The organism is Streptomyces sp. P9(2023) (genome assembly GCF_032436795.1).
Taxonomy (GTDB): domain Bacteria; phylum Actinomycetota; class Actinomycetes; order Streptomycetales; family Streptomycetaceae; genus Streptomyces.
In genome coordinates, this window is the sequence record NZ_JAUPWM010000008.1 from 160,473 (window position 1) to 172,846 (window position 12,374).

Annotated in this window: 12 protein-coding genes; all 12 read left to right on the forward strand. The window is 69.8% G+C overall.

Annotated elements, in window-relative coordinates:
- Positions 1 to 71: 71 nt before the first annotated feature.
- The 12 genes from Q5762_RS14565 (at position 72) to Q5762_RS14620 (ending at position 12,279) form a co-directional block, all read left to right on the forward strand.
- On the forward strand, positions 72 to 704 hold the full coding sequence (locus Q5762_RS14565) for a hypothetical protein (protein ID WP_315892491.1): 633 nt from the start codon (positions 72 to 74) through the stop codon (positions 702 to 704).
- 80 nt (positions 705 to 784) lie between these two features.
- Positions 785 to 1,267: a hypothetical protein gene (locus Q5762_RS14570; RefSeq protein ID WP_315892492.1), complete on the forward strand. Its 483-nt coding sequence runs from the start codon at positions 785 to 787 to the stop codon at positions 1,265 to 1,267.
- Positions 1,210 to 1,608 (forward strand): hypothetical protein, encoded by a 399-nt coding sequence (locus Q5762_RS14575; protein ID WP_315892493.1) that lies wholly within the window; start codon positions 1,210 to 1,212, stop codon positions 1,606 to 1,608. The genes Q5762_RS14570 and Q5762_RS14575 overlap by 58 nt, the downstream gene beginning before the upstream one ends.
- A 34-nt stretch (positions 1,609 to 1,642) precedes the next feature.
- Positions 1,643 to 5,914, forward strand: a complete 4,272-nt coding sequence (locus tag Q5762_RS14580; protein WP_315892494.1) for a phage tail tape measure protein — start codon at positions 1,643 to 1,645, stop codon at positions 5,912 to 5,914.
- Positions 5,911 to 6,846, forward strand: a complete 936-nt coding sequence (locus tag Q5762_RS14585) for a phage tail domain-containing protein (RefSeq protein WP_315892495.1) — start codon at positions 5,911 to 5,913, stop codon at positions 6,844 to 6,846. Before Q5762_RS14580 ends, Q5762_RS14585 begins: the two co-directional genes overlap by 4 nt.
- 11 nt (positions 6,847 to 6,857) lie before the next feature.
- Positions 6,858 to 7,787 (forward strand): hypothetical protein, encoded by a 930-nt coding sequence (locus tag Q5762_RS14590; protein WP_315892496.1) that lies wholly within the window; start codon positions 6,858 to 6,860, stop codon positions 7,785 to 7,787.
- Positions 7,787 to 8,890 carry a hypothetical protein gene (locus Q5762_RS14595; RefSeq protein WP_315892497.1) on the forward strand — a complete coding sequence of 368 codons (1,104 nt, stop codon included), beginning with the start codon at positions 7,787 to 7,789 and terminating at the stop codon, positions 8,888 to 8,890. Before Q5762_RS14590 ends, Q5762_RS14595 begins: the two co-directional genes overlap by 1 nt.
- Entirely contained in the window at positions 8,891 to 9,328 is a 438-nt protein-coding gene (locus tag Q5762_RS14600; protein WP_315892498.1) for a hypothetical protein, read from the forward strand.
- Positions 9,329 to 9,493: 165 nt separating this feature from the next.
- Entirely contained in the window at positions 9,494 to 10,708 is a 1,215-nt protein-coding gene (locus Q5762_RS14605) for a peptidoglycan-binding protein (protein WP_315892499.1), read from the forward strand.
- A 27-nt stretch (positions 10,709 to 10,735) separates the two neighbouring features.
- Complete coding sequence (locus tag Q5762_RS14610; RefSeq protein WP_315892500.1) at positions 10,736 to 10,981, forward strand: hypothetical protein; 246 nt, start codon at positions 10,736 to 10,738, stop codon at positions 10,979 to 10,981.
- Between the two features lie 92 nt (positions 10,982 to 11,073).
- On the forward strand, positions 11,074 to 11,532 hold the full coding sequence (locus tag Q5762_RS14615; RefSeq protein WP_315892501.1) for a hypothetical protein: 459 nt from the start codon (positions 11,074 to 11,076) through the stop codon (positions 11,530 to 11,532).
- A 177-nt stretch (positions 11,533 to 11,709) separates the two neighbouring features.
- Positions 11,710 to 12,279, forward strand: coding sequence for a hypothetical protein (locus tag Q5762_RS14620; RefSeq protein WP_315892502.1), 570 nt, complete (start codon positions 11,710 to 11,712; stop codon positions 12,277 to 12,279).
- The last annotated feature ends 95 nt before the right edge of the window (positions 12,280 to 12,374 follow it).

A 12,374-nucleotide genomic window follows, 5' to 3' on the forward strand; every position in this document is an offset into this window, starting at 1 on the left:
GCGAACCCCCTTTGAACCTCAAGGGGCAGGGCCTCGGCACGGGACACTGCCCCAGAAGTGGGAGCGGACCTGTGTCCCCGAAGAAGCCTGCCACCCAGACCCGATTCCTTCGGCGCGGCATCTCCAAGATCTACTGGCTCAAGCAGATCAGCGACCCGAAGTGGCCGTCGCGCAAGGAGATCAGCGAGCCCAACCGGTTCGACCTCACGAGCGCAGTCTCGGACATCGAGGGCTGGGCGCTGGAGAACGACCCGATCGAGACCCCCGACATGGGCTCGACGTTCAACTCCTCGATCCCGGGCAACGACAAGGCCGAGAACAGCTCGCTCACCTTCTACGAGGACCGCCACTCGGACGAAATCGAGCAGCGCCTGCCCAAGGGGGCCAAGGGCTACGTCGTCCTGCTGCGTAAGGGCGACCTTCCCGGCTCGCGTTCGGTGGACGTCTTCCCCGTACAGGTCGCCACCCGCGCCGCGACGTACTCGACCGGCAACGAAGCGGCCAAGTTCAAGGTCGACTTCACCATCACCGACGAGCCGTCCCTGGACGCGGTGGTCCCCGAGGCGTTCCATACGCTCCCGAAGCCGCCCGAGGACTGCGACGACGACCACGACCACGACCACGGTGACCACGACGGGGACCACGTGGACGTCACCGTCGTGAGCGCGACCAAGACCACCGTCCACGAGCACAGCGAGGACTGACGGTGTCGCGCCCCGCACCGGCCACGCGCCCGTCCCCTCCCCGCGGTGAATCGCCGACGGAGGGGGCGTGGGCGGCCAAAATGGACCGCCTGCGCCGCCGCGCCCGGCCGCAGAACAAGCTCCGCGTCTGCGACGACGACCAGCTCAGAACTCGGGTCGAGGCCGCCGAACAGGACGCCCAGCGCGCCCGGTTCATCGCCGAAGCCACCCCGGACGACGAGCTGGCGGCGCAGCGCGCCGTTGAAGCGGAAGCGACCGCCGAGACGGTACGCGCCGAGTTGGACGACGCCTCGGACTTCCTGACGTTCCTGGCGCTGCCGCGCCCGGTACTCGAGGAGCTGATCGCCGCGCACCCGCCGACCGAGCAACAGGCGGAGGAGGGAGCGGTGTTCAACCCGGACACCTTCCCCGCCGCGCTGATCTCGGCGGCGTCGTTCGACGGGATGAGCCAGGACGAGGCCGCCGAGCTGCTCGCCAGCTGGTCGGCGCCGGACGCCAACCTCCTGTGGGAGGCCGCCTGGCAGGTCCAGCAGGAAAGCCGGGTCGACCTGGGAAAAGGCTGAGCCGTGACGCCGGACTGAGGGCCGAGCTGGAGCTGTGCGAGAAGTACCGCATCCCGCACTCCCAGCTCCTCGGCGGCGACGGCCGGTGGACGGCTCTGGACCGGGCGAAAGCCCTGGCCTGGGCGGAGTGGCAGCGCGCGGTGTGCCCCGAGTGCCACACCCGGCTGGAGGAGTGGGACCAGGGGCGCGGCGGCGACCCGCACGCCTACGTCACCGACACCCTGCGCTGCCCCGGCTGCGAGCTGATCGAGCAGGAGCGCGACCACGTCCCCGGCGACCGCTCCGGCTACGGCGTGAAGATCCAGCTCCTTCCCCGCCACCAGCACCGCGACCACACCTGATCCAACCCGCACGATGTACGTAAGGAGCACGGCGGTGGCCGGGTTCACCCTGACCGTGGCGATGCGCGCCGAGGTCCGCGACCTGATCGCGGGAACTCGCGCTGCCTCCGGCCAGATGCGCACCCTGGCCGACCGCACCGACGCCGCCAACCGCTCCCTCGCCCGCCTCGACGCCAACGGCGCTCGCCTCGCCTCCCAGTTCGCCGCGCTCAACCGCTCCACCCGCGCGGCCGTCGGCGAACTGAACCGGATCTCCGCCCGCGCCGCAGCCGCACGCGCCAGCCTGCGCGCGGCCGGAGACGACGGCGCCCGCTCCATGTCCCGGCTGCAACGCGCCATGGCCGGCGCGGGCAAGCGCGGCGTCTCCGCCACCAACATGCTCGCGGGCGGCAGTCTGCTGCTGGGTGCGGGCGAGATGGTCCAAGAGGGCAACCGCTACCAGAAGCAGATGAACCTGTTCCGGGCGGTCACCAGCGCCACTGCCGGACAGATGAAGCGCGCTTCGGTGATGGCGCAGGAGCTGGGCAACGACCTGAGCCTTCCGGGCTCGACCGCGGCGGACGCGGCCGAGGGCATGGTCGAGCTGTCGAAGGCAGGCTTCCGCGCGGACCAGTCCATCGACGCCGTCCGCGCCTCGCTCCAGCTCTCCGCAGCTGCTGACGTCAACGCCGCAACGTCGGCGAAGTACTTGGGCGACATCATGGACCAGTACGGTCTCGGTGCTGATCAGGCTTCGCGGGCCTCGGACACGCTGGCCGCCACCGCGAACAACGCCTCCGGCTCGATCACCGACATCTACTACTCGATGCGGTACGCCGGACCGGTCGCCAACGCGCTCGGTGTCTCGCTGCAGGACACCGCCGCCGCAGTCGGCATGCTCGGCAAGAGCGGCATCCTCGGGCAGACGGCGGGCACATCGCTCAGGGGCATCTTCGCGAACCTGGCCGCGCCCACGCCGAAGATGCAGAGCGCGCTGAAGGACCTCGGCATCGACGCCTGGACCGCGCAGGGACAGTTCCGTGGCCTGCGCGTGGTCATCGACGGGCTGTCGAAGGCCGAGCACAACCTGTCCCAGAAGGACTTCACCGCAGGCGTCACCAAGGCGTTTGGCAAGCCAGCGTTGAGTGGCGCGGCGGCGCTCGCGCACCAGGGAACCGAGTCGTTCGATGCCCTCTCCGTGGCGGTACGCCAGACCGGGGCCGCTGCTTCCATCACCGCCTCGCGTGGCCAGGGCCTGACCGGTGCGATGACGCAGCTGCGCACCCAGGCCAAGCAAACCGGGCTGGCGCTGTACGAGGGCATGGCCCCCGGCCTTGAGTACGTCACCCGGCTGCTCACGCGTGGGATGGCCGGAGCGACGCCGTACCTGACCACCGCGCTGGAGTACGGTCGCAACCTCGCGATCCTGTACGGCCCGGAGCTGAAGGCGAAGGCGGGCTCGGGCCTGGGCGGCCTGATCGACGAGGCTAGCGGACTGCTGGGGCCGCTCAGGGAGATCGGCGAGCACAGCCTCGCCACCGGCCTGAACCTGCTGATCAACGCAGCCCGCACGCTCGGCGATGTCCTGCGCAACGCAGCCGACGGCGCGGAGCCCGTACTGGCGGCAATCTCGGGCCTGGGCAAGGACGGGGGTGCTGCGGCCGGCACGCTCGACATCATCGCCACCGTTGCGAACGCGGCCATGGACGCGGTGTCGGGTCTTTCCGCTGTCCTGGTGCCGATCGGGCACGTTGTGGGCGGGCTGGTCAGCGCCTTCGGCGCGCTGCCTGCCCCGATTCAGTCGGCGGCCCTGGCCATGCTGCTGTTCCGCAGGGCGCAGCCCGGTCTGACCAGTCTCGCCAACACGGTCACTGGTCCCGTGCGCAGTGGATTCCAGAGCATGGCCCAGCAGATGCGAGTGCAACAGACCCTCGCCGCTGCCACGGGTGCGTCTGTGAGCAGGTACGGCGCGGCGTGGGCCGCCGTTCAGGCGCGCGTCGGCTTCCTGGGGAACATGACGGCCGCGTTCCGCAGTGCGAACGGCGCGGGCACCACCTTCACCGGCACCCTCAACGGCATGAGCCGCGCGGCCGGCTCCGGCCTGCGTTCGGCGCTCGGCGGTGTGACCAACGCGCTCGGCGGCCCGTTCGGGGTCGTCATGGCGGGCGTAGCGGTCGGCCTTGGAGTGCTCGCCGCGCGGCAGCAGAAGGCGGCACAGTCGGCGGCCGAACATCAGCAGCGGATCTCCTCGCTCACCTCGGCTCTGCGTGAGTCCGGGGGGCAGATCGATAGCAACGTGCGCAACCAGGCCGCGCAGGCTCTGCTCGACACGAAGACTGACCAGGGCCAGCTCACGAAGGTCATGTCGGAAGCCGGAGTGCCGCTTGCGTCCCTGACGGACGCCTACCTCGGGCAGGGCACGTCCCTGGACGCGTTGCAGAAGAAGCTCCAGGCCACGGCGGATACCCACAAGGTGTGGAAGGACCAGGCGGGCGGCAAGGCGACCGTCCAGGACTACTCGCCCGTCGGTCAGCGGTACAAGGACGCCGCTGACGCCCTCAGCAACGTCAAGGGCGAGATGGCCGAGTCGGTCAAGAACGCCAAGGAGCTGGCGAAGGCCACGCGCGGCGCCGGCGACGGCACCTCGGCGTACGACCGGCTCAAGACCGCGGTCGGCGGGCTGGCGGATGAGACCGCCGACGCCGACACCCGCACTCGCTCACTCAAAAGCGCCCTCGACCTGCTCTCGGGCGGCCAGATCTCCCTCCAGGCCGCGAAGGCGAAGGTCAACAGTGCCGTCCTTGACCTGAAGGAGGGCGGCAAGAACGTCAATCAGAAGGAGGGCTACGGCGGCAGGCAGCTGGTCAACCAGGACAAGACCCTCAACACCACGACCCGCAACGGCCAGCAGCTGTACACCCAGCTCACCGCCCTGTCCGACGCGGCGGCCGACGCCTCGGTGGCCACCTACGATCTGGCGCAGCGCAACGGCGAGGCGCTGCCCGAGGCGCTGGCCAAGGCCCGCGGGGAGATGAGCCGGGCGCGCGCCGAGGCGATCCGGGCCGCGCGCAGCTACGGGCTGACCAAGACACAGGCCGAGGGCGTCGCTGACAGCCTCGGCCTGCTGCCCTCCAAGGTGTCGCTGCTGCTCCAGACCAAGGGTATGGACAGCACGCTCGCGAACCTGATCGCGGTCCAGGCGGAGTTCCACCGGCTGCCGAAGCAGCGGACCATCAAGGTCGACTCGCTGAGCGATGGCGCGCAGAAGAAGCTGCGCAGCCTCGGCTTCACCGTGAAGACGGTGCCGGGCACCCGGCAGATCAAGATCACTGCGCCGACCGCCGGGGCGAGGAAGAACCTGGACGGGCTGATCGACAAGCTCGGCCGCACGCCGAACTCTAAGAACGTCCGGGTCTCCGCGCCGACCGGGGCCGCGATCAAGAGCCTGGAGGCGGTGCAGGCGAAGATCCGGGCAACGCCGGGATCGAAGTCCGTGACCGTCCGCGCCCCAACGGCGCAGGCGCGTAAGGAGTTGGAGGCGCTGGGCTTCCGGATCGAGAAGGTGCCCGGTTCCAAGAACGTCAAGGTCACCGTCCCGACCGGCGGAGCACGCAAGGCGGCCGACGACATCCAGGGCCGCATCAACGCGCTGCGCGGCAGGACGATCCCGATCTTCACCTCGCTGATCCGCAAGCCGTCGTCGCATGACAAGGACGCCAACGGCATCCCCGACATGATCCAGAACCCCAACTACAAGGGGTTCAACCAGGCCAACGGCGGCGTCGTGGAGTACTACGCCGACGGCGGGGTCCGGGAGGGCTCTGCCCGTCCGCGCCGGCGTGAGCAGCACGTTGCGCAGATCGCACCAGCTGGATCGTGGCGCATATGGGGTGAGCCGGAGACTTTGGGCGAGGCATATGTACCCCTTTCCCCTGCAAAGCGCGCACGGAGCAAGGCAGTTGTGGAGGACGTCGTCGGACGCTTCGGCGGCCAGGTCGAGTGGTTCGCCAACGGCGGCGTCACCGGCCGCACCGGTCGCGACTACGGGCCGGTGGTGGCCGGCTCGTTCAAGCGCGCCAAGGGCGCAGCAGCCATGGCCGATGTCGTGCGCCGCTTCGACATCCGCACCGGCGGCGACAGTGCCCGCGGCCGGGTGGTCGATGCCCGTGCGGGCGGGCGTGTCCAGGTCGTCGTCGTCCGCGAACAGCAGCCGCTGATCGGCACCATGCCGGTCACCGTCAGCGACAGCTCAGCAACCCCCGAGCAGATCGGCACGGAAATGATGCGCAACCTGCGCAACGCCCAACGCGGCGGGAGAGTCGGATGAGCACACCAACCCAGCACAAGGCCCCGATCGACCTCGCCCCGTGGCAGTTCGAGATCGGCGGCGTCGTCCTCGGTAAGGGCACCCGCATACCCATCGGCAATATCGAAGGGCTCGGCTCACCCGGCGTCCGTGCACAGGATGTGGACAACCCGACCGGCGACGGCACCCACCCGGGCCAGGATTTCTACGGGCCGCGGACCGTTCGCATCGAGGCTGGCATCAAGACCCCGGGCGATCCGACCGCAGCCGCCGACCTCCTCGCCCGCCTGGAGCTGGCCGTCGATGACCCGGCCGCCCGCACCCGCCCCGAGGGGCGGGCCGTGCTGCGCGGCCGCTGGCCCGGCCACGGCATACGCCGTCTGCACGGGCGGCTGCGCCGCATGGAGGCGACCAGCACCGCCAACGCCGTCAGCGGGTGGATTCCCCTGGACATCGAGTTCGCAGCCCTCGACCCGCGCTGGCACGCCGACACGCCTTCCCATCTTGCGCTCGCACTCGACCAGGCCGGCGACCACAAGGACGACGACCCCAGCCTCCCGGCGCCGCTGTGCGCGCCCGCCGGCTGCGGCAGCGCCGACCCCGACGACCGGCCCGGATGGATCACCAACCACGGCAACGTCTCGGCCTGGCCCAGCATCCGCATCCACGGCCCGGTCACCAACCCGCGCATCTGGAACACCGCCACCGGCCGCGTCCTCGAACTCGGCCTGGAGCTGCGTGCCGGGGAGTGGGTGGAGATGGAGACCCGGCCCGGCACCTGCTGGGCCCTGCGCAACGGAGTGACCAACGTCGCGAACGACCTCACCCCCGCCTCGCGCCTCGACCTGTTCGCCATCCCGCCGGGCCGCTCGGAGATCGGCTGGAGCGCGGAGGACCCCACCGGCACCTGCCGACTCGACGTGTCGTGGCGATCGGCGTACACCGCCCTGTGAATGGAGCAGCAGTGACTCTCGTCCAGCCCCCGATGATGGTGCACGGCGGCAACCACCCAGCGCGTGCGATGCGCCTGATGATCCGCGATCTGGCGCGCGGCCGGCAGGGCGTAGCCGAGGCCGGGGACCTGAAAGTCCGGCCCCTGGAGGCACCCGGGCCGGGTGTTCGCGTCGGCGACGGATCGGCTCTGATCCACGGCGCACGGCCCTGGCAGGGTGCCTACACCCAGAGCAACATCGGCGACGCCGTGGTGGACGTCCCGCCTAGTGGCCCGTTCGCCCGTACGGACCTCCTGGTCCTGCGTATCGAAGATCCTGAATTCGAGGGCGAGCGTGACCCGCGCACGCAGGACATCGGCTACTTCCACCTGATCAAGGACATCGGCAACGAGGCGACCCCTGCGCCGCGTGGCATGACGGCCATCCCGCTGGCGCGGATCACTTTGCCCCGTAACACCGCGGCCGTCACCGCGGAGATGATCACGGATCTGCGGCGGATAGCTAACCCGCGCACCGAGCGGACCCTGCGCACCGTGCACCCCGACAACACCGAGAAGGTGCCCGGCAAGCATGGCCACTGGGCGGCCTGGCCCAAGGATGCGGCCTGGGACGTGAACGTGCCGACGTGGGCGACGAAGGCCACCATCGTGATCACCCTGTCGGGTCTGCGCGCGGAGGCGGGCAGCATCTACGCCGAGCTGCGCATGCGCCTGGGCGAGCGCAGCTCCAAGCCGACCGTCGTGGACGACGACGGCACGACCACGCGCCGTGCGACCGTCGTGCTTGCCGACACCCTCGCCGTGCCGCCCGCCTACCGGGGCACGCGCCAGCACCTGGTCGTGCAGATCAACCAGATCGACAAGTACGGCGACGGTGACCTGTCCGTGGCCAAGGGCACCACGGTGACGGCCGACATCGAGTTCACGGAAAGCCCGGTGTGATGCCCGACTACCGCTACATCGTCGCCCGCGCCGCGACCGGAGAAGTCCTGCACTGGAACCTGCCGTTGAGCGAGGTGGAGTTCGGGCCCGAGATGTCCGGGCCCGGCTCGCTCAGTGCCACCCTGAGCCCGACGTTCGCCCGCCCCCTGAACGACATGCTTGACGCCGGAAACGCCGTGATCCTCGCCGAGCGAAACTCCAAACTCCTGTGGGGCGGGCTGATCTGGCGCGCGGAACCCCAGGGCCCGAAGCTCCCCATCGAAGCCGCCGGGTTCACCAGCTACCTGCACCGTCGCTTCGACCTGCACGGCAACCTGGGCGGACGTGGCCCCTACATCGAGGCCGACCCGTGCACCGTGATCCGTGACGTGTGGGCCTACGCCCAACAGCAGCCGGACGGCGACCTCGAGGTCGCCGTGGACGACACCAAGTCGCAGGCCAAGACCGGCACGGCGAAGGACCCCTACGACATCCCCCGCTGGGATGCCCGCAACCTCGGCGAGATCGTCGACGAGATGGCCGACATCGATGACGGCCTGGAGTGGTCCGAGACCGTGGCATGGCGCGGGCGCCGGGCCGAGCGGCGCATCATCCTCGGCGCACCGAAGCTCGGCCGGCGTCGCGAGGACCTGACGTTCACCACCGGCGCCAACGTGGTCGGCGAACCCCAGGTGATCAAAGATGCCGACGAGTACGCCCAGTGGGTCGTCGGCCTCGGAGCGGGCGACGGCAAGAAACGCAAGATCGCCATCGACGGCGTCCGCAACCAGCGTCTGCGCCTGGAACACAAGCTGGAGACCAGCGAGAAGGACGAGACCAAGCTCAAGCAGCGCACCCGCCGCGAACGCCTGGCCCGGCACATCCTGCCCACAATCACAGAACTGGAGATCACCGATCACCCGGCCGCGCCGATCTCGTCGCTGCGCATCGGCGACGACGTACGCATCCGGCTGCACGAGCCGCACACCGCCTACGACGGATGGAACCGCATCGTCGGCTGGACCGTACGGCCCGGGCAGGGCGAGACCCCTGAGCGCGTGACGCTGAAGCTGGAACGCACTGTGAAGCCCGCCGACAGCGCGGATGAGGCGGAGGAGAAGTAGATGCCGGACACGATCGCCACGCTCGCGCGCCGCCTGGCCCGACTGGAGCGGCGGGTGACGGTGCTGGAGCGGGCCCGGCGCGCGCCGTACCCGCCGTGGCGTGACCTGCCGCTGACTGGCGACACGGCAGTTCCGGACTCCGTACAGCCGCCGCAGATGCGCGCCAACCTGTGGGACACGCTGGAGTTCAGCGGCCGGATCGGTCTGCCAGGTGGACGTGCGGTGGACGAGTCAGTCGTCGCTTTCCTGCCGGACGGCTACTGGCCAGCCGTGCCTCGCACCGTCCCGGTGGCCTCCGATGCGAACCGCCGAGAACTCCATCTCGACATCAGCCCCGAGGGGAGGATGACCCTGCGGGTGCAGGACGGCGGCAGCGTGAAGGCCACCTGGCTCAGCCTCGACAGCGCCTCGTGCCGCATCGACGGCGACGACGAGTAAGCGCCCACCAGCAGCAACGACGCGGCTCGCTGTGTCAGCTGCTGGGTACCATGACGACCGGGTGACCCTCCACCCAACGCTTCGCAGCCAACTCCCCGAGGGACCGGCCCAGACCCATGGGTCCGGCCATCGCCATACGGCGCAGGGGAGAAAGGCGAAGCGAGCGTGGCAACCCCTTTGAGCGCGGACAAGTTCCTGTCCGTGCTGAAGCACGCGGGCCTCGGTGTCGTCGAGCACGGCACATGGCGCACGCACAACCGCAACACCCACGGCAACTGGGGCCCCATGAACGGGGTCATGATCCACCACACCGGCCCCTACTCGTCCGAAGCCGACATGGTGGACCTGTGCCGCGTCGGCTACCAGGAACTTCCCGGCCCGCTGTGCCACGGGGTGATCGACCGGTCCGGCGCGGTGCACCTGGTCGGCTACGGCCGAGCGAACCATGCGGGCATGGGCGATACGGACGTGCTGCTCGCTGTCATCGCGGAGAAGGAGAAACTCCCGCGCGACAACGAGGAAGACACGGACGGCAACCGGCATTTCTACGGCTTCGAGTGCATCAACTCCGGCAACGGGAAGCAGCCCTGGCCCACGGCGCAGCTGGATGCGATGGCGCGCGCCGCGGCCGCGATCTGCCGTGCCCATGGATGGAACGAGCACAGCGTCATCGGGCACAAGGAGTGGAAGCCGTCCAAGCCCGACCCCGCCGGCATCGACATGGACGACTTCCGGGCCCGTGTCGCCAAGCACCTCAAGGACGACGGCAAGCCGCCCGGCAAGCCGAAGCCTGACCCCAAGCCCAAGCCCAAGCCCGATCCGAAGCCGAAGCCGAAGTATGCCGCCTACCCCGGCAAGGACTTCTTCCGCGACGGACGCTCCTCGCCGGTGATCGCGGCTATGGCGAAGCGGCTGGTCGCCGGGGGCTGCGATTCCTACGAGACCCGGCCGGGCCCGGTCTGGAACGACGCGCACCGCCGCTCGTACGCGGCCTGGCAGATCAAGCGCGGCCATCACGGTGCTGCCGCCGACGGCATCCCGGGCCCGGAGACCTGGGCCAAGCTGCGCGTCCCGCATCCGGCCGGCGCTGCCGAACCGACACCCGACCAGCACGAGCAGGAGAAGCCCGACCCCATGCCGCAGGCCCTCGCCGACGTCGCCGAACGCACGATCGCCACCTACCTCCAGTCCGTGCTGGGCCTGATGGCCGCGTCCAGCACCACCGACCTGGTGTCGCTGTCGGCGTGGCAGGCAGCCGCCGTCTCCGCGATACCCGCGGCCCTGTCGGCGCTGAAGTCCACCCTGGGCACGGTCCTCGGGAGGCCGGGTACCGCCTCCTGGCTGCCCCTCAAGCGCGACCCGGCCACCCCCGTCCGCTGACCTCGCCACGAGAGAAGGAGAAATCCCGTGCCGGAGGGAGAGGTTGCACTGGCCCTGGCCGAGCTGCGCAGCGCGCTGGAGGTCGGTCTGGCCAGGATCGACGGGCAGCTCGCGTTGCTGGTGCAGCGATCCGACCAGACTGACAAGGCCGTGGAGGACCTGGAGGCGAGGGTGGCGTCCCTGGAGAAAGGGCGGTGGCCGCTGCCGACCATCGCCGTCCTCGCCAGCATCACCGCGGTGGGGCTGACGCTGTACGCCGTGCTCAGGGGCTGAAAGCCGAACCCTCCCAACTTGACGAGGGGTTGTCCGACCCTCCCAGTAGCGTTGGCGGCACATACGTGTCTTCCTGCGGCCTGGGGGTCTTCATGGATACAGAGCACCTGATCGTCACCGACTTGGAAGTGGACACCGCACTCGCGGAACTGTCGGTCCCGCCGGCCCTCCGCGCCGTGTGGCAACTTCTGTCGGAATCCGACATACGGCTGGACGAAGCGGTCGCCCTGGACGTGCCGGACGTCGAACTTGCTGATCGCCTCGTCGTCCTCCATGACACCAAGGAGGGCGGCACGTACGAGTCGGGGATCACTGACGCCACCGCCGCGGTGCTGGCCGAGCTGATCGGCTCGCGGCCGAGCGGCCCGGTGTTCGCCGTCGATTCGCGCCGTCTGCGCAAGGAAGAGGTCGCGGCACGGTTCCGGCAGATCACGGGCAAGAGCGTCCACGCCCTCAGCTTCACCCGCCAGGCACGCCGGCACCGCAGTACTGCACGTCCCCAGCTCGTCGCGCGCACGCAGAACGACGAGGAGACCGCGGCCCCCGCGTAGCGCGTGCACGACCGGTACCCAGCAGACGAAACAGAACAGCCCCCGCCGGAGCAGGGGCCGTTCAGGTCCTCTTGGAAAAAGACCACTGCCCACGATAGCAGGGCCCTGAGCGGCGCCGTGCGGTGCGCGGCTACCCTTCCGTCGGCACGCGAAGGCGAGAGAGCGAAGGACAGGGCGATGACTGCGAGCAAGCCATGGCTGGTCGGGCACCAGGAGTTCGCTGCCCTCTACGGGGTGGAGGCGAAGAGGGTGGCGAAGTGGCTGAGCCCGAGCCTGGCCACCCTGGACCCCGCGACCGCCATCGTCGTCTCCGGTGTCCGCTACTGGCCCATGGGCTTCGCCTGCCGCTACGGGAACACCACCCCCCGGTTCAAGCAGATCCACATGCGGGTCAAGGAACGGCTCATCGCAGAGCAGGGCGAGGGCTGGGAGGCCGACTCCCGCGACCAGCTGCCCCCGATCGTCGGCCAGCAGGAGATCATCGAGCTGTTCCACCTGCCGTCACAGGGCAACCTCGCGACGGCGATCGCCACCGGGCGCTTCCCGGAGGCCGACTGGCTGCTGTCCGGATCGCGGCTGTGGCTCCTGGACACGGTGATCAAGGCCGTGCCCGCGCTCCGCGAGAGCGCCCGCAGCCTGCCGTGGGAGCCCGACGAGACGGTGGCCGAAGCCCTGCGCACGGGCACCTACGACGGTCCCGGCTCCGTCATCCTGACCCGTGGCCGCCACGCCCGGAAGGGCCCCTGACCTGCGCAAACACTGTACGTAGAGCCTGTAGGGGAATAAGATATACGCATACCCCTTCGGGGGTGCCGATCCCCACTCATACAAGGAGGCAACGC

Excerpts from the sequence above, each read along its gene's own strand:
- Q5762_RS14595 (WP_315892497.1), top strand. The coding sequence starts at position 7,787 with ATGCCCGACTACCGCTACATCGTCGCCCGCGCCGCGACCGGAGAAGTC.
- Q5762_RS14615 (WP_315892501.1), top strand. The coding sequence starts at position 11,074 with ATGGATACAGAGCACCTGATCGTCACCGACTTGGAAGTGGACACCGCA.
- Q5762_RS14600 (WP_315892498.1), top strand. The coding sequence starts at position 8,891 with ATGCCGGACACGATCGCCACGCTCGCGCGCCGCCTGGCCCGACTGGAG.
- Q5762_RS14570 (WP_315892492.1), top strand. The coding sequence starts at position 785 with ATGGACCGCCTGCGCCGCCGCGCCCGGCCGCAGAACAAGCTCCGCGTC.
- Q5762_RS14620 (WP_315892502.1), top strand. The coding sequence starts at position 11,710 with ATGACTGCGAGCAAGCCATGGCTGGTCGGGCACCAGGAGTTCGCTGCC.
- Q5762_RS14585 (WP_315892495.1), top strand. The coding sequence starts at position 5,911 with ATGAGCACACCAACCCAGCACAAGGCCCCGATCGACCTCGCCCCGTGG.